Consider the following 15,775-nt stretch of genomic DNA (forward strand, 5'->3'; position numbering starts at 1 on the left):
GCTTAATCGAGCAGCGCGTAGGTCGAGGTGGCGTGGACGGCCATTCGGCCCTCTTCGTCGTAGAGTTCTATTTCACCGAACACCAGATTGCGGCCCATGCGCAGCACGCGGGCCGTGATCGTCACGTCGCCCTTGCGCACGGCGCGCATGAAGTTGGTGTTCAGCGCCACCGTGGTCATGGGCCTGAACTCGCCGAGCGCCGCGGCAATGGCGACGATCATCGCTGTGTCCGCTGCGGCCATGAACACCTGGCCGCAGATCGAACCGCCCGAGTGACGCAGTTCGCCGGAAAATGGCAGACGCATCGTGGCGCTCTCCTCCGTGACTTCGACCGGCCTCAGCCCGAGCGCCTTGACCCACGGCGCCAGCACGCGCTCGAGGAGCGCGTCGATTGCCTTTTCGTCCATCGTCTTATGCCTTCTTGTCTGGAATTCATGCCGCGCGGCAAGGCCGCCTGACCCGGCGCATCGAATGGATCGGGCAGCGGATTCGGGGAGCACTACGCGGCTTGCCGGCTGGGAATCAGCGCGGCGTGGCGACATCATACCGGGACGCATCGCCGACGGCTCAACACGGCACTGTGTCAAAGCGATGGCCGAAGCTCACCTGGCCTTCCGCCGTTGGGAACCGCTACCGGCCGACAACTATTTTTAGGAAATTTGCGAAAAGGACTTGCCAACTCTCAAAAAGCCGGGCATAATTTTTCTTCTGTTGGGGGCGTTAGCTCAGTTGGTAGAGCAGCGGACTCTTAATCCGTAGGTCGAGTGTTCGAGTCACTCACGCCCCACCAGCGAATTCATGTAAAAAGCCCGGTCACCGCGACCGGGCTTTTTGCTTTTCCGCGTCTACCTTGCGCGGACGGGTGGAACAAGCCGATTCAAACCACCGCCATGGCGCGGCTTTCTCTCATCCGCACCGGCAGCCGCGCGACCTTGTTCGGCTCCGGCAGCCAGCGGCCGAGCGACTCGAAGCCATCGAGTTGGCGCAAAAGCGTGTCGACGGTCGCGAGCTGAACGTGGGTCAAGTGATTCTGCTTGAGCAGGGTGTGCAGCCGTTTGCGCCAGTAATTGACGCCCATGACCGGCTCTTCGAAGTCGCTCGCGAGCGAGAGCGGCATCACGCGCGCGATATGCGCGATTTCTTGTTCAACGAATGTCATGGCACACCCCGTAATGTCCGACAGTATTTCTTATCATCTGACGTTACTGTAGGACGCCGGGACGGCGACGCCAGCCTACCCGATCGGATAGGTGTAAACCTGTCGCGAAAAACGAAGCCTGGCACGCACTATGCTTTTTGCGCTCCGCCAGACCGCGCGCCTGTGTTTTAAGACTGCTCCGATGGGGTTTTTCTGACATACATCAGATGATGGTGCCACTGAAAACACTCTGAGGCAGTTGACATGCACGGGCATCCCACCGACAAACTCGTCGCCGGCGCAATCGTCGGCGCCATCCTCACCGCGCTCCTCGTCGTGCTGCTAGTCTGGCTCGATTTTCCCTCGGACCGCCACTACAGCGCAGTCGTCCGGCTAGCCGTGCCAGCCCTGATTTCCGCCTGCCTGCTGTTCCCGCGCCCGCTGCTGCACCGGACCGTGCTGCGCGAGCGGCGCGACGCCGGCATGCTCGACGAAGACCTGAATCTGCTGCTCGTCGGCCGCGCACTCGGTCTGATCGGCGGCCTGATCTTCGGTGTCTCGCTCGCTTCCGAAATTCTCTGACGAACTCCCGGGGGCGCCCGGCTTAAAGGAACGGCTTGCCGTCCACCTGCTCGTAGACGACATTGCCCTCGTCGTCTTCGAACTGCTCGAGATAATTGCGGGCGCCGCACAGCGGGCAACGGAACAGCGGGCCCTGGCCCTCGTTCTTGATGACCACGTCACTCTGCTCCCACGGGGTGCCGCACGACTGATTGCGGCAGACGAATGTGCTCGACATGCAAACTCTCCTTGCTGTTACGGGTGCAAAGCCTACAGCATGCGCGCCCTGCGCGCCGCATTTTTCCCGCGCTGCGCTGCGCTTTCTGCCTGCGCGCCCGCTCCCGCGCCCTCGCCTGCTAGCTGCCTTCGTATTGCGTGATGCTCAGTGCAGTGTTCCGCGCATCATTAGCCGCCTGTTCCTTTTCTGAGCAGCCTCGTAGCGTGCTGCTCCGCCGCGGCACAGCGGGCACAGGCCGCTTCGTGCGCCCGGGCCAAGCCCGAGCCCCTTTTTCGATCCGATGATCCCGCAAACGCCCGCCGCACCGTGAATGCGTGCTCGCTGGCACGCTTCTGGCGTAACAGCGCTCCGGTTGCGCGGCCGTCAGCAGCATCGTGGCCTCCGCGCCCATCCATATCGACAGAGATCAGTGAGGAGCACGTAGATGAATCACGCGGACATGCAGTTTCTGAACACCGAGTTCCCCTACAAGAAGCAGTACGGCAATTTCATCGGCGGCGAATGGGTGGCGCCGCTTGGCGGCGAATATTTCGAAGACATCTCGCCCATCACCGGCCATCCGTTCACCTCGATTCCGCGCTCGCGCGAAGCCGACGTCGAGCTCGCGCTCGATGCCGCGCACAAGGCCAAGGACGCGTGGGGCAAGACCTCGTCGACCGAGCGCGCCAACATCCTCAACCGCATCGCCGACCGCCTCGAGCAGAACCTGCACAGGCTCGCCGTGGCCGAAACCATCGATAACGGCAAGCCGCTGCGCGAGACGCTCGCCGCCGACATCCCGCTCGCCATCGATCATTTCCGCTACTTCGCGAGCTGCGTGCGCGCGCAGGAAGGCGGCATCTCGGAGATCGATCACGACACGGTCGCCTATCACTTCCACGAGCCGCTCGGCGTGGTCGGCCAGATCATTCCGTGGAACTTCCCGATCCTGATGGCCGCCTGGAAGCTCGCGCCCGCGCTGGCCGCCGGCAACTGCGTGGTGCTCAAGCCCGCCGAGCAGACGCCCGCCTCGCTGCTCGTGCTCGTCGAGCTGATTCAGGACCTGCTGCCGCCGGGCGTGCTCAACGTCGTGAACGGCTTTGGCCTCGAAGCCGGCAAGCCGCTCGCCTCGAGCCGCCGCATCGCCAAGATCGCCTTCACTGGCGAGACCACCACGGGCCGCCTGATCATGCAGTACGCGAGCCAGAACATCATTCCCGTGACGCTGGAGCTCGGCGGCAAGAGCCCGAACATCTTCTTCGCCGATGTGCTCGACCACGACGACAGCTACTTCGACAAGGCGCTCGAAGGCTTCGCGATGTTCGCGCTCAACCAGGGCGAGGTGTGCACCTGCCCGTCGCGCGTGCTGATCGACGAGAAGATCTACGACCGTTTCATGGAGCGCGCGATCAAGCGCGTGGCCGCGATCCAGCAAGGCCACCCGCTCGACCCGAAGACGATGATCGGCGCGCAGGCCTCGCAGGAGCAGCTCGAGAAGATCCTCTCGTACATCGACCTCGGCAAGCAGGAAGGCGCGCAATGCCTGATCGGCGGCGAGCGCAACACGCTGGCCGGCGAGCTCGGCGACGGCTACTACGTGAAGCCCACGGTCTTCCGCGGCCACAACAAGATGCGCATCTTCCAGGAAGAGATCTTCGGGCCGGTCGTTTCCGTGACGACCTTCAAGACCGAAGAGGAAGCGCTGGAAATCGCCAACGACACGCTCTATGGCCTCGGCGCCGGCGTCTGGACCCGCGACGGCACGCGTGCATACCGCTTCGGCCGGGCGATCCAGGCCGGACGCGTGTGGACCAACTGCTATCACGCGTATCCGGCGCACGCGGCGTTCGGTGGCTACAAGCAGTCGGGCATCGGCCGCGAGAACCACAAGATGATGCTCGACCACTACCAGCAGACGAAGAACCTGCTCGTCAGCTATAGCGAGAAGCCGCTTGGCTTCTTCTGATCGCGGCGGCTGAGCGGCCAGGGCGAGCGGATCGAGCGAATTGCCCGGTCGCCCTGGCGCAGACGCATCGTGTGGCGCGCAAGCGGCGCACTCGAGCGTGCTCGCGCTTGCGCTGCTTCGCCCACGCCGGCCCGACTACGACGTCTGGAGAACCGCCTCATGGTTGCACGCGTTACCGCTACGCCGGCCGCGCTCGCACTGATCGAGCAGCTTGCACGCGAGCACGGCCCCTTGCTCTTCCACCAATCGGGCGGCTGCTGCGACGGCAGCGCGCCCATGTGCTTTCCCGCCGGCGAGTTCATGGTCGGCAACGCCGACGTGCAGCTCGGCGAAATCGGCGGGATGCCGTTCTATATGACCGAGGCACAGTTTGAGTACTGGCAGCATACGCAGCTCATCATCGACGCGGTGCCGGGCAACGGCGGCATGTTTTCGCTGGAGCGGCCCACGGGGCTGCGCTTTCTCACGCGCTCGCGGCTTTACGACGACGAAGAAAGCGCGTGGCTTCAGGCGCATCCGGTGACGCGGGTCAGCCTGTGAGCGCTCGAGCGGCGCGCGTTGCGCCCGAAGTGCACGAGGCACGGTAGAGAACGTCTCCCGAAGCGCAGTGCTATCTTGAAGCGCATGAACCTGCGCGTTCAAGCATCCGAACCTGCGCGGCCCGCGCGGCCGTCGAACCTGGAGACGCCACCATGCAATTCAGCGATGTAAAGCTCCTCACCCTCGAGCCGATGGACCTGCTTGCCGTCGGCCACGTGGGACCGTACATGAAGATCAGCGACGCGTTCTACACCCTCGCGCAGTGGCTCGGCGAGCGTCAGGTGCGCACGTCGGGCGCACGCATGGTCGGCATTTTCTACGACGATCCCACCCATGTCGAAGAATCGAAACTGCGTTCGAAAGCAGCGATACATCTGCAGCAGGAAACGGACGTCGAAATCATTTCGCCCGTCGAGAAGATCCATCTACGCGGCGGCGACCACGCGATGCTGCTGCACAAGGGACCGTATGAGGGGCTCGGAGCATCGTGGATGTGGCTCTACAACGAGTGGTTGCCGAAGTCGGGGCGCAAGGCCGATTTTTCGATGCCTTCGTTCGAGGTCTATTTGAATACGCCCGATGAAGCGGCGCCTGAAGACCTGCGCACGGAGTTGTATGTCCGGCTGATTTGATGTTGCTTCATGCCACCGGTGAAGGCGGATCCGGCGGCTCGAGGCGCAAGCGGCACGAGGGTTCTAAGGTTTTCTTAATTTATGTATACGTAAACGTAGTAATAGTTAACAAGCCCCTGGGTTTCCTGTGGATAAGCGGGAAAAAGCATTGAGTAAACAAAGCTGTGGATATTTCATAACTCTGCGGGCGTTAACGGGACAACACCAGGCTGCTGCTGGTAACTTTTCGGCTGTTTTCGCGGCGCCGAAGTTATCCCCGATTCGTGCACAGCGATTTCCAGGGGTTTTTCTCGGGTTATCCGCAGGCTTCTGTGGATAGCTTCGCGCCGGGTTTGCAGCGCCGGTCAACGATTGATCGGCTCGCAAAACGACACCGCGTCGTCGAGCAGTTTGCCGTCGCCAGCGTGACCATTCGCGGTGTGAAGACGCACGGTTTTTACCTCGGTTGTGGTCGCCTTTTTCGGCTTGAGGCCGGGCCAGTGCGTCTCGTTCCACGTTGCCACCCAGTCGTAGCGATCCGGCGAGTCGGAGGGCACGAAGCGCAGATGAAGCACGCCATCGAAGTCCTCGCTGCAATGCGGGGAATGCTGGTATTCCTGCTCGGAAAAACATGCGCGGATGCTCTTCCCGCAACTGAAGGGGACGCCTGCCACGCTCGCCTCGTCGGCATGCTTGCCGTCGGGCTTGAGTTCCACGAAATCGGCGTATTGCCATGAGCCGCCACCGCCCGAATAGGCCTCGTGCCATTGCGAGAGCACCGCGACCGCCGGGCGTCCGGGGCCGAGCGGATAGAGCGCGGGATAGATCGACAGGGGCCCGTTATCGCCGTCACCCTGCACCTGGCGCGTGGGCTCGTAGCTGGTGAAGTCCCAGTCCTCTGTCACGGCCCAGTCGTGGCTCACGGTGCGATATTCGAGGCGTAATAGCTGCGGACCCGCTGTGATGACGTAGAAGCGATTGGTGGCATCGCCTTCAGCCCGATAGAGGACGGGGTCGAGACCGTCGGCGTGTACCTGTGCAGAACAGGCCTGCGGAACGGCTGAACAAACGCTGCTGCGCCAATTGTGATCGGGCTCGGCCGGGGGTTTCACTGCAATGAAGGGCGTCGCCTGCAGCGCGTTTGTAGCGGCAACTTGCGCCGACCAGACAGGACTCGTGACGCAGATAAAGGCGAGCACGGCCACGCATTTCGCAATGTGTGTGATGTTCATCGGTTGGATGGCGGTTCTTTCGTTTTCAGAAACGACAAAGCCGGCACGCGGCCGGCTTTGTCGTTCAAACGGAGTTACAACGCCTCAAACGTCAATATTCCCCGCCCGCAGCGCATTGTTCTCGATAAACGCGCGACGCGGCTCCACATCGTCGCCCATGAGCGTCGTGAAGATGCCATCGGCGGCAATCGCGTCCTCGATCTGCACGCGCAGCAAACGCCGCACGGTCGGATCCATCGTCGTTTCCCAGAGCTGCCCGGGGTTCATCTCGCCGAGCCCCTTGTAACGCTGCTTCGAGACATTGCGCTCGGCATCCGCGATCAGCCACTTCATCGCGCTCTTGAAGTTGGTCACCGCCATGCTGCGCTCGCCGCGCTTGATGAGGGCGTTCTTGCCGATCAAGCCCTTGAACGTATTGGCCGTATTCACGAGCTGCTGGTAGTCGGCCGTGAGCTGGAACTCCTCGTCGATCACCGAGACCTTCACGTTGCCGTGATGACGGCGCTCCACGCGCAGCGAGCGCTGCTCGCGCACCGCGTCGTACATCGGCACGACCGTCACTTCGGGCTTCAGCGGATCGTCGCGCAACTGCGCTTCGAGCGCACGCGCCGAAGCCTCTGTGGAAGCTTCGCTCGACAGGTCGATCGACACGCCGTCCATGATCGCTTCGAGCGCACGCTCGTCATACAAACGCGAAAGACGATCCACCACGCCGCGCGCGAGCTGGTACGAGCGCGCGAGCTCACCCAGCGCGTCGCCGGAAATGGGCGTCGCGCCTTCGCTCGGCACGAGCTCCGAGCCCTGCAGCGCGAGGCGCAGCATATGCGCGTTGAGCTCCGTCTCGTCCTTCAGATAACGCTCGTCCTTGCCCGCCTTGAGCTTGTACAGCGGCGGCTGCGCGATGTAGACGTAGCCGCGCTCGATCATGTCCGGCATCTGCCGATAGAAGAACGTGAGCAGCAGCGTACGGATGTGCGCGCCGTCCACGTCCGCGTCGGTCATGATGATGATGCGGTGATAGCGCAGCTTCTCGAGGTTGTAGTCGTCCTTGCCGATGCCGCAGCCCAGCGCCGTGATCAGCGTGACGATCTGCTCGCTCGAAAGCAGCTTGTCGTAGCGCGCTTTCTCGACGTTCAGCACCTTGCCGCGCAGCGGCAGGATTGCCTGGAACTTGCGGTCGCGGCCCTGCTTGGCCGAGCCGCCTGCCGAGTCGCCCTCGACGATATAGACTTCCGACTTCGCCGGATCCTTCTCCTGGCAGTCCGCAAGCTTGCCCGGCAGGCCCACGCCGTCGAGCACGCCCTTGCGGCGCGTCATCTCGCGCGCCTTGCGCGCGGCGTCGCGCGCACGCGCGGCATCGACGATCTTGCCGCAAATGGTCTTGGCGTCGTTCGGCGTTTCCAGCAGGAATTCTTCCAGCGCCTTCGCCACGACTTCCTCGACCGGCGCACGCACTTCCGACGAAACCAGCTTGTCCTTGGTCTGCGAGCTGAACTTCGGCTCCGGCACCTTCACGGAGAGCACGCACGACAGGCCTTCGCGCATGTCGTCGCCCGAGGTCTCGACCTTGGCCTTCTTCGCGATTTCGTTATCGGCGATGTACTTGTTGATCACACGCGTCATTGCCGCGCGCAGGCCGGTCAAGTGCGTGCCGCCGTCGCGCTGCGGAATGTTGTTCGTGAAGCACAGCACGCTCTCGTTGTAGCTGTCGTTCCACTGCATCGCCACTTCGACGCCCACGCCGTCCTTCTCGCTCTGCACGTAGAAGATGTTCGGGTGCAGGACCTGCTTCGCCTTGTTGATGTACTCGACAAAGCCCTTCACGCCGCCCGCGAAGGCGAAATCGTCTTCCTTGCCGGTGCGCTGGTCGGTCAGGCGAATGCGCACGCCGTTGTTGAGGAACGAGAGCTCGCGAATCCGCTTGGCGAGAATGTCGTAGTGGTACTCGACGCTGCCGAAGATGGTTTCGTCAGCCATGAAGTGCACTTCGGTGCCGCGGTTTTCCGTGTCGCCGAGCAGTTGCATCGGCGAGATCGTGTGGCCGTCGCGCTCTTCGAGGATGCGGTTCTGCGGCACGCCACGGTGGAATTCCATGAAGTGCTTCTTGCCGTCACGGCGCACGGTGAGGCGCAGAAAGCTCGAGAGCGCGTTCACGCACGAAACGCCCACGCCGTGCAGGCCGCCCGAAACCTTGTAGCTGTTCTGGTCGAACTTGCCGCCCGCGTGCAGCTCGGTCATCACGATTTCGGCGGCGCTGCGCTTCGGATCGTGCTTGTCGTCCATCTTCACGTCCGTGGGAATGCCGCGGCCGTTGTCGGTGATCGAGATCGAGTTGTCCGCGTGAATCACCACGTGGATGTCGTTACAGTAGCCGGCGAGGGCTTCGTCGATCGAGTTGTCGAGCACTTCGAAGACGAGATGGTGCAGACCGGTGCCGTCCGACGTGTCGCCGATGTACATCCCGGGCCGCTTGCGCACTGCCTCCAGTCCTTCGAGGATCTGGATCGACGAGGCGCCGTAGCTGTTGTCGGGTTGCGAGTTGTTCGTATCAGTCATGGAATTTTCCGGTTCTGCGTACTGCCTGTGTTACTGCTCGAGACTTTTTCGAAAAGCCATAAAAACGCCAAAGGGGCGCAGCGCCCCCTGGTGTTCTTCTTCTGTCGCGCTTTTTAGATGCGCATCGGCATCACCACGTACTTGAATTCCTCGTTCTCGGGAATCGTGATGAGCGCGCTGGAGCTGGCGTCGCCAAGGCTCACTTCCAGCGTGTCGACCTTCAGGTTCGCGAGGACGTCGAGCAGATACGTGACGTTGAACCCGATGTCGATGGTGTCGCCCTGGTAGGCGATTTCCAGTTCTTCCTGCGCCTCTTCCTGGTCGGCGTTGGTCGACATGATCTTGAGCTGGCCCGGCTCGATGATGCAGCGCACGCCCTTGAACTTGTCGGACGTGAGAATCGCCGCGCGTTGCAGCGAGCGTTGCAGCTCTTCGCGGCCGATCTGGAAGGTGTTCTTGTGCGCCTTCGGAATCACGCGCTGGAAGTCGGGGAACTTGCCTTCCACGAGCTTCGAAACGAGCTCGACCTGGCCGAACGTGAACTTCACCTGCGTGGAGCCGATGTCGATCTGCAGCGTGTCGTCGATGTCTTCGAGCAGGCGCTGGAGTTCGAGAATGGTCTTGCGCGGGATGATGACTTCCTGGCGCGCGAACGAGCCTTCGATCTTCATCGACGAGAACGCGAGGCGGTGGCCGTCGGTGGCGACAGCCATCAGCTGGTCACCGTCCACGACGAGCAGCATGCCGTTCAGGTAGTAACGGATGTCCTGCTGCGCCATGGCGAAGTAGACCATGCCGAGCAACTGGCGGAAGGTCTTCTGGGGCACGGAGAGGTTCGCGCCGAAGTCCTTCGCCTGGGCCACCGTGGGGAACTCGTCCGCGGCGAGCGTCTGCAGGGCGAAGCGGCTCTTGCCCGACTGCACCGTGAGGCGTTTATCGGCGAGCGTGAGCGTGACCTGGCCGTCGGGCATCGCGCGCAGGATGTCGAGCAGCTTGCGCGCCGCGACCGTCGTGGCGACCTGGTCGTTGCCGACGCCAAAGTCGGCGGTCGTGGTGATCTGCAACTCGAGGTCGGTCGACAGGAACGAGACGTCGGAACCGGTTTTGGTGATCAGCAGATTGGCGAGGATCGGCAACGTGTGGCGGCGTTCGACAATGCCGCTCACCGTTTGCAGCGGCCTCAGCAGGTTATCGCGTTCGGTCTTGACCAGTTGCATAGAGTTCCTTCGTTGATGTGACGGTCTGCGCACCCCGTCCAGGGCCGGCGCCGGCATTGAGCCCAGCGCCACAAACCCTGGAGCCGCCCTGCAGCGCAGGCCGCGGCGTGAAATCCGCGCGGCAGCCTGGCCGCAGCGCGGTTAAACCCATATTGTGCCTGAAAACGGACCGCTTCCCTAAATTGGGGGCGATCCGCGCAATAAACAGGTGGGCCGCGAGGACCCCGGCAGCCTGGCTGACGGGGCACCCGCGTTGTTCCAGACTTCAGTTCTGCGTGACCTGCTGCCTGACAGCCGGTTAGAGCCGGTTAGAGTCAGGGCTCTAACCGGCGCTCGCGAGGCGTCAGCCCTTGAGCGTCTGCTCGAGGACGTGCAGTTCGTGGTTGAGCTGGGCGTCCTTGGTGCGCTCGTCGGCAATCTTGCGCACGGCATGCAGCACCGTCGTGTGGTCGCGGCCGCCGAACAGCTCGCCGATTTCCGGCAGGCTCTTCTGCGTGAGCTCCTTGGCGAGATACATCGCGATCTGGCGCGGCCGCGCGATGTTCGCGGGGCGCTTTTTCGAGTACATGTCGGCGACCTTGATGCTGTAGAAGTCGGCCACCGTCTTCTGGATGTTTTCCACCGAAATCTGGCGGTTCTGCACCGTCAGCAGGTCTTTGAGCGCTTCCTTGGTCAGCTCGATGGAAATGTCGCGGCCATGGAACTTCGAATACGCAAGGATCTTGCGCAGCGCGCCTTCGAGCTCGCGCACGTTCGAGCGCAAGTGCTTGGCGACGAAGAACGCCACGTCCTCGTTCAGGCTCACGCCTTCCGATTGCGCCTTGCGCATCAGAATGGCCACACGCATTTCCAGCTCGGGCGGCTCGATCGCCACGGTCAGGCCCGAGTCGAAGCGCGAGATCAGACGGTCGTCGATACCCGAAATTTCCTTCGGATACGTATCGCTCGTGATGATCACCTGCGCCTTGTTGGCGACCAGCGCCTCGAACGCGTAGAAGAACTCTTCCTGCGTGCGCGACTTGCCCGAGAAGAACTGAATATCGTCGATCAGCAGCAGGTCGAGCGAGTGGTAGTAGCGCTTGAAGTCGTCGAACGCCTTGCGCTGGTACGCCTTCACCACGTCGGACACGTACTGCTCCGCATGGATGTAGCGGATGCGCGCACCCGGCTTGTCGATCAACAGCTGATTGCCGATCGCGTGGATCAAGTGGGTCTTGCCGAGGCCCACGCCGCCGTACAGAAACAGCGGGTTGTACGAGATGCCGGGGTTGTCGGCCACCTGGATGGCCGCGGCGCGCGCGAGCTGGTTCGCCTTGCCGGTCACGAAGTTGTCGAACGTGAGCACCGGGTTGAGCTTCGAGCGCTCGTAGGTCGGGTCGGGCTCGCCGCTCGAGGCGGCCGCAGCCGCACCCTGCCCCGGCCGCCAGCCACGGCGGCCCGCAGCGGCTTCGTTGGCGTCGAGGCTCGGCAAGTCGAGGTCGGCGGCGTCTTCGGCCGCTTGCGCGGCCGCCGCGCTTTGCGCCGCCGCGTGCGTCATGCCGGCGAGCGCCGCGGCGGCTGGGCTCGTGTAGGACGTGCCTGCGTGGGGCATGCCTGCCTGGGACAAGGCTGCCTGGTGTGTCAGATGTTGCGCTTGAGCCGCGGCGTGCGCGGTTTCTGCCGGCGCAGCGGCCAGCGGCGCGCGCGGCGCGGCCGCCGGTGCGACGTGCGGCGCACGCATGCTGGCCTTCGGGTCGAGGACGAACTGCACGTCGACGGGCGTCTGCCAGAAGTCGCGCGCCAGATCGGTGATCCGGCCCGAGAACTGGCTCTTGACCCAATCGAGCTTGAAGCGGTTGGGGGCGGCGATCTGCAGCGTGTTCGCCGCAGCATCGAAGGCAACCGGGGCCAACGGTTTAATCCACGTCACGTACTGCTGGGGCGTCAGCTCGCGCTCCAGTAGTGCGGAACAGTGTTGCCAAAATTCGTTCATCGAGTTGCTGTGGTCGTTTTGTTTGCATGCATTGCGGTCGCGCCGCTTGTGTCGCACAAATGCAACGAGGCCCTGACGGGGCGACGGCAAATGCTCCGGACGCCCGCGCGGCAAGGGTTTTGCGGCAAGCAGGCGGGCCAGAGCGGCATGCAGGATTCTTGGGATAGGCGAGATTCTAACGCCGAAATCCCTTCGCCAGGAAGTTATCCACAGGGACGGATCAGCGCGGCGCACCCTGCTCCGCGCATGTGGGGACAGGACCGCACCAGGGTCGATCCTGCGGTTGCGATGCTCTAACCTATTGACGGCCAACGAAAAACGGGATTAAATAGCGGGCTCCGCGAAAACCAATCCCTTGTACCACCGGCCATTGCTTTTTCCGCGATGCTCGCCGCGGTCAATTCTCAACAAGTGAGAGCAACATGAAACGTACTTACCAACCTTCCGTTACCCGTCGCAAGCGTACCCATGGCTTCCGCGTGCGTATGAAGACCGCCGGTGGCCGCAAAGTGATCAACGCACGCCGTGCGAAGGGTCGCAAGCGCCTCGCCATCTAAGCGCGCCGCTTGCCAGTTTTGTCGATAGCCTCGCTATCTGCACAATCAACGATAGCGGGCCTGACGTGAAACTGTCGGAAGAAGCGGACGACGGGCGCACCACCCTGTTGCGAACGCAGGCCGCTTTCCCGAAAGCCGCAAGGCTACTGAAAACGGATGAGTTCTCATCCGTTTTTCGTTTGCGCCCCTGGCGCCGCACCGAGCACTTCGTCGTGTATGGGCGGCCCACCGGCAAGGATGCGCGGCTTGGGCTCGTGATTGGCAAGAAGTACGCGCCGCGCGCGGTCACGCGCAACCTGGTGCGCCGCATGGCCCGCGAGGCGTTTCGCGTGCGCCGCGCGCAGTTCGAAGGCTTCGACCTGCTGCTGCGCCTGCACACGAAATTCGACCGCAAGGCCATGCCGGGCGCCTCGTCGCCGCCGCTGAAGGCGTTGTGCCGCGCCGAAATCGAGACCTTGCTCGAGAAGGCGGCTCGCGAGGCCGGCAAGCGCCGCGTGCATGAGTCCGGGCCGCCCGCGAGCGCCGGCTCATGACGAGCGCGCGCGAACCTGGCGTTCGCGCTGTGCGGGCCGCGCCCGACGGCACGGCTCGAGGTTCGTATTTCTATGCGGCGCAGTCTGGCCGCCACGCCATGCAAACGGTACTGATCGCGTTACTGCGTTTCTACAAGCTTGCCGTGAGTCCTCTGCTCGGCAACCGGTGCCGCTTTTATCCTTCTTGTTCCGATTACGCGCGCGAGGCAATCCAGTATCATGGCGCCGCGCGTGGGACTTACCTTGCCGCGAAGCGGTTGTGCCGCTGCCACCCGTTTTCGGCGGGCGGCGTCGACCTGGTCCCCCCTGCACCCCCGAAAAAGCGCTGACGCGCCACTCCATCGACACTGAGACAACGCATGGATATCAAACGCACCGTCCTATGGGTCATCTTCTTCATGTCAGCGGTCATGCTGTACGACAACTGGCAGCGCGACCATGGACGCCAGTCGATGTTCTTCCCGAGCGCGACGCAAACCCAGCAGGGCGCCGCCAGCGGCGCAGTGCCCACAAGTTCGGCAAACGCGACTAACGCGGCCGCCGACCTGCCGGCCACCAGCGCGGGCCAGGCGCCCGCGACCACGGGCCAGCCCGCCGAAGCGGCCGCGCAGCTCGTGCACTTCCGCACCGATGTCTATGACGGTGAGATCGACACGCGCGGCGGCACGCTCGTGAAGCTCTCGCTCGTGAAGGAAGAGGACGGCAAGGCCAATCAGTACATCACGCTGTTCGACCACACCAGGGACCACACGTACCTCGCGCGTACGGGGCTGCTCGGCGGCGACTTCCCGAACCACACCGACGTGTACACGGCGCTCAATGGTCCGCGCGAGCTGAGCGGCAACGCCAACTCGTTCCAGATCAGCCTCGAGTCGCCCGAAAAGGGCGGCGTGAAGGTCACCAAGACCTACACGTTCACGAAGGGCAGCTATGTGATCGGTGTGGACACGAAGGTGCAGAACGTCGGCAGCACGCCGGTCTCGCCCACGCTCTACATGGAGCTCGTGCGCGACAGCCAGCCGGTGGAAACGCCGCGCTTCTCGCACACCTTCATCGGCCCGGCGGTGTACTCGAACGAGCATCACTTCCAGAAGATCTCGTTCAGCGACATCGACAAGAACAAGGCCGATTACGTGAACCAGGCCAACAACGGCTGGATTGCGATGGTGCAGCACTACTTCGCGACGGCCTGGATTCCGCAGCAAGGCGTCAAGCGTGACATCTACGTCGAGAAGTTCGACAACTCGCTCTACCGCGTGGGCGTGAAGCAGCCGCTCGGCACGATCGCGCCGGGCGCGACCGACAACGTGCAGGCGCAACTGTTCGCCGGTCCGGAAGAAGAACGCATGCTCGAAGGCATCGCGCCGGGTCTGGAGCTCGTGAAGGACTATGGCTGGGTGACGATCATCGCCAAGCCGCTGTTCTGGCTGCTCGAGAAGATCCACAGCTACGTGGGCAACTGGGGCTGGGCGATCGTGCTGCTCACGCTGCTCATCAAGGCCGTGTTCTTCCCGCTCTCGGCGGCGAGCTACAAGTCGATGGCGCGCATGAAGGAGATCACGCCGCGCATGCAGGCGCTGCGCGAGCGCTTCAAGAGCGACCCGCAGAAGATGAACGCGGCGCTCATGGAGCTCTACAAGACCGAGAAGGTGAACCCGTTCGGCGGCTGTCTGCCGGTGGTGATCCAGATCCCGGTGTTCATCTCGCTGTACTGGGTGCTGCTCTCGTCGGTTGAAATGCGCGGCGCGCCGTGGATTCTCTGGATTCACGACCTCTCGCAGCAGGACCCGTTCTACATCCTGCCGGTCCTGATGGCCGTCTCGATGTTCGTGCAGACCAAGCTGAACCCGACGCCGCCGGACCCGGTCCAGGCGAAGATGATGATGTTCATGCCGATCGCGTTCTCGGTCATGTTCTTCTTCTTCCCGGCGGGCCTCGTGCTGTACTACGTCGTGAACAACGTGCTGTCGATCGCGCAGCAGTACTACATCACGCGCATGATGGGCAAAGGCAAGACGAAGAAAGACGCCTCGCCCAGGAAGGACGCTGCCTGAGCGCGAGGGCGGCGCGGGACGCCGCCCTCGCCTCGCAACGAGGCGCACCAAAAATGAAGCCGCCCGGCTCTTTGCTGGGCGGCTTTTTTATTTCCTGCGCGGGCGCTGCCTCGCATGCGGCGTTTTGTCTGCTTGCCGTGCCAAAGCGCGGCCAGGCGATACTGCCCGCTAGAGCTTCTTGCCGCCGCCGTAGAACTGCGAGACCAGCTCTTCAACGAGGTAGCGGTGATGCACGCTCAGCGCCTCGATCTTCGAGGCCAGCTCGAGTGTTTCCTCGGAAAGCGGATATTTTTCGTCTGGCTTGCGTGGCTGGGGAGCGGCCAGGGCGTTGCCCGGCGACGGCCCGTAGTGGAGCCAGTGCACGTCTACGTCGAACCATTGCGCAAGTGTTTCCAGCTTGTCGTTGGTGGGAATGGTGCGGCCGCTCAGCCACTTGTGGGCAGTCTGCGGAGACACCGGCTGATCACCGTGATGGCGCAGGTTGAACTTGTTCGCGAGGTCGGTGCTGCCACGCAGCTTTTCCGGGGCGCGCTTCATCGCGAACTTGAGACGTTCGGAAAAGGCGGCTTTTTCTTCGATGGTTGGCATGTTTTAAATTGTGCAGCCAGCTTTCACCGAAGT

Annotated in this window: 16 protein-coding genes and 1 tRNA gene; 9 read left to right on the plus strand and 8 right to left on the minus strand. The window is 63.0% G+C overall.

Annotation, left to right across the window (positions count from 1 at the left end):
- Positions 1–2: 2 nt before the first annotated feature.
- A complete protein-coding gene (locus tag BO1_RS34930; protein ID WP_028221537.1) occupies positions 3–407 on the minus strand; it encodes a PaaI family thioesterase in 405 nt (134 codons plus the stop codon).
- 307 nt (positions 408–714) lie between these two features.
- Between BO1_RS34930 and BO1_RS34935 the strand changes: the two genes are divergently transcribed.
- Positions 715–790, plus strand: a tRNA-Lys gene (locus BO1_RS34935).
- A gap of 87 nt (positions 791–877) precedes the next feature.
- Here the strand turns inward: BO1_RS34935 and BO1_RS54005 are convergent.
- Positions 878–1,159 carry a hypothetical protein gene (locus BO1_RS54005; protein WP_063744736.1) on the minus strand — a complete coding sequence of 94 codons (282 nt, stop codon included), beginning with the start codon at positions 1,157–1,159 and terminating at the stop codon, positions 878–880.
- Positions 1,160–1,402: 243 nt separating this feature from the next.
- On the opposite strand from BO1_RS54005, the gene BO1_RS34945 reads away from it, so the two are divergent.
- The gene (locus tag BO1_RS34945) at positions 1,403–1,720 is read left to right on the plus strand and encodes a hypothetical protein (protein ID WP_028221538.1); all 318 of its coding nucleotides are present in this window, start codon (positions 1,403–1,405) and stop codon (positions 1,718–1,720) included.
- 22 nt (positions 1,721–1,742) lie between these two features.
- Here BO1_RS34945 and BO1_RS34950 read toward each other — a convergent pair whose 3' ends face one another.
- The gene (locus tag BO1_RS34950; RefSeq protein ID WP_028221539.1) at positions 1,743–1,937 is read right to left on the minus strand and encodes a hypothetical protein; all 195 of its coding nucleotides are present in this window, start codon (positions 1,935–1,937) and stop codon (positions 1,743–1,745) included.
- 424 nt (positions 1,938–2,361) lie between these two features.
- Here BO1_RS34950 and adh point away from each other — a divergent pair, with 424 nt between their 5' ends.
- From adh to BO1_RS34965, 3 genes are all read left to right on the plus strand, one after another.
- On the plus strand, positions 2,362–3,882 hold the full coding sequence (adh, locus tag BO1_RS34955) for an aldehyde dehydrogenase (RefSeq protein WP_028221540.1): 1,521 nt from the start codon (positions 2,362–2,364) through the stop codon (positions 3,880–3,882).
- 159 nt (positions 3,883–4,041) lie between these two features.
- A complete protein-coding gene (locus BO1_RS34960) occupies positions 4,042–4,422 on the plus strand; it encodes a DUF779 domain-containing protein (RefSeq protein ID WP_043287849.1) in 381 nt (126 codons plus the stop codon).
- A gap of 152 nt (positions 4,423–4,574) precedes the next feature.
- The gene (locus tag BO1_RS34965; RefSeq protein WP_028221542.1) at positions 4,575–5,054 is read left to right on the plus strand and encodes an AraC family transcriptional regulator; all 480 of its coding nucleotides are present in this window, start codon (positions 4,575–4,577) and stop codon (positions 5,052–5,054) included.
- Positions 5,055–5,398: 344 nt separating this feature from the next.
- Here the strand turns inward: BO1_RS34965 and BO1_RS54010 are convergent, their stop codons facing one another.
- The 4 genes from BO1_RS54010 to dnaA form a co-directional block, all read right to left on the minus strand.
- On the minus strand, positions 5,399–6,265 hold the full coding sequence (locus BO1_RS54010) for a hypothetical protein (RefSeq protein WP_043287851.1): 867 nt from the start codon (positions 6,263–6,265) through the stop codon (positions 5,399–5,401).
- Positions 6,266–6,349: 84 nt separating this feature from the next.
- Positions 6,350–8,821, minus strand: coding sequence for a DNA topoisomerase (ATP-hydrolyzing) subunit B (gyrB, locus tag BO1_RS34975; RefSeq protein WP_028221543.1), 2,472 nt, complete (start codon positions 8,819–8,821; stop codon positions 6,350–6,352).
- A gap of 113 nt (positions 8,822–8,934) precedes the next feature.
- On the minus strand, positions 8,935–10,038 hold the full coding sequence (gene dnaN, locus BO1_RS34980; protein WP_028221544.1) for a DNA polymerase III subunit beta: 1,104 nt from the start codon (positions 10,036–10,038) through the stop codon (positions 8,935–8,937).
- A gap of 343 nt (positions 10,039–10,381) precedes the next feature.
- Entirely contained in the window at positions 10,382–12,010 is a 1,629-nt protein-coding gene (dnaA, locus tag BO1_RS34985) for a chromosomal replication initiator protein DnaA (protein ID WP_028221545.1), read from the minus strand.
- 422 nt (positions 12,011–12,432) lie between these two features.
- On the opposite strand from dnaA, the gene rpmH reads away from it, so the two are divergent.
- The 4 genes from rpmH to yidC all read left to right on the plus strand — a co-directional run bounded on the left by rpmH (position 12,433) and on the right by yidC (position 15,154).
- Positions 12,433–12,567: a 50S ribosomal protein L34 gene (gene rpmH, locus BO1_RS58290; protein WP_004198824.1), complete on the plus strand. Its 135-nt coding sequence runs from the start codon at positions 12,433–12,435 to the stop codon at positions 12,565–12,567.
- 65 nt (positions 12,568–12,632) lie between these two features.
- The gene (gene rnpA, locus BO1_RS34990; RefSeq protein ID WP_043287852.1) at positions 12,633–13,100 is read left to right on the plus strand and encodes a ribonuclease P protein component; all 468 of its coding nucleotides are present in this window, start codon (positions 12,633–12,635) and stop codon (positions 13,098–13,100) included.
- 98 nt (positions 13,101–13,198) lie between these two features.
- Positions 13,199–13,429 carry a membrane protein insertion efficiency factor YidD gene (gene yidD, locus BO1_RS54015; RefSeq protein WP_043287862.1) on the plus strand — a complete coding sequence of 77 codons (231 nt, stop codon included), beginning with the start codon at positions 13,199–13,201 and terminating at the stop codon, positions 13,427–13,429.
- A 30-nt stretch (positions 13,430–13,459) separates the two neighbouring features.
- Positions 13,460–15,154: a membrane protein insertase YidC gene (yidC, locus tag BO1_RS35000; protein WP_028221547.1), complete on the plus strand. Its 1,695-nt coding sequence runs from the start codon at positions 13,460–13,462 to the stop codon at positions 15,152–15,154.
- Between the two features lie 168 nt (positions 15,155–15,322).
- On the opposite strand, the gene BO1_RS35005 is transcribed toward yidC, so the two are convergent.
- The gene (locus tag BO1_RS35005) at positions 15,323–15,742 is read right to left on the minus strand and encodes a transcriptional regulator (protein ID WP_028221548.1); all 420 of its coding nucleotides are present in this window, start codon (positions 15,740–15,742) and stop codon (positions 15,323–15,325) included.
- Positions 15,743–15,775: the final 33 nt, after the last annotated feature.

The organism is Paraburkholderia oxyphila NBRC 105797, from assembly GCF_000685075.1.
GTDB lineage: Bacteria > Pseudomonadota > Gammaproteobacteria > Burkholderiales > Burkholderiaceae > Paraburkholderia > Paraburkholderia oxyphila.